The sequence below is a fragment of the Streptomyces sp. SID14436 genome, assembly GCF_010548465.1.
Classification (GTDB): Bacteria; Actinomycetota; Actinomycetes; order Streptomycetales; family Streptomycetaceae; genus Streptomyces.
This window is the reverse complement of sequence record NZ_JAAGMD010000525.1, coordinates 1-690: the sequence shown is the minus strand read 5'-3', so window position 1 is coordinate 690 and position 690 is coordinate 1. Positions and strand designations below refer to the sequence as shown.

The window sequence follows — 690 nt, the reverse complement described above, 5'->3', positions numbered from 1 at the left end:
CGCGGTGCGGCTTGCCGTGGGTCCGGCGTGGCGTGCCGTCGGCCCGGGGCGTGGGCGGGGCCCGGACCGGACGGCAGGTGCGGTCCCGTGAGGCGTCCGCAGGGCCGGCGGGGGCGATCTCGTGAGGCGTCCGCAGGGCCGGCGGGCCGGTGTCCTCCCCGGTCCGGGTGGGGCCGAGGCGTGCCGGGTGCCGCCGGGAACGGCAGGTCCGGGGCGCGCCCGGCGCGTAGGGTGAACGGCGAGCGGGAGGTGGTGCACGTGTACCGCGAACGGGCGTCGCGGCTGCCGGGTGCGGCTCTGTGGACCAACACCCTCACCGGTGACACGAACAGTGGCCGGGTGCTGCCCGACGGCTGCATGGACCTGCTCTGGCACGAGGGCCGCCTGCTGGTCGCCGGCCCCGACACCCGGGCCCACCTCACCGGGGGCGAACCCAGCACCTGGGCCGGCCTCCGCTTCGGGCCCGGGACCGCTCCCGCCCTGCTCGGCGTCCCCGCCCACGAACTGCGTGACCGGCGGGTCGACCTCACGGACCTGTGGGGCGCCGCCGAGGTGCGCCGGCTCACCGCGCGGGTGCGGGCCGCCGCCGATCCCGCGACCGGGATCGAGGAGCTCGCCCTGCGCCTTGCCGCGGACACCGCCGGGCCGGACCCCGCGCTGCGGGTCCTGGTCGCCGCCCTCGACGCGGGC

Annotated in this window: 1 protein-coding gene; it reads left to right on the top strand. The window is 79.4% G+C overall.

Annotated features, from left to right (window positions below):
* Positions 1–258 precede the first annotated feature (258 nt).
* Positions 259–690, top strand: a 432-nt coding sequence (locus tag G3I53_RS18015) for a DUF6597 domain-containing transcriptional factor (protein WP_343240643.1), incomplete at its 3' end; no start/stop codon positions are given.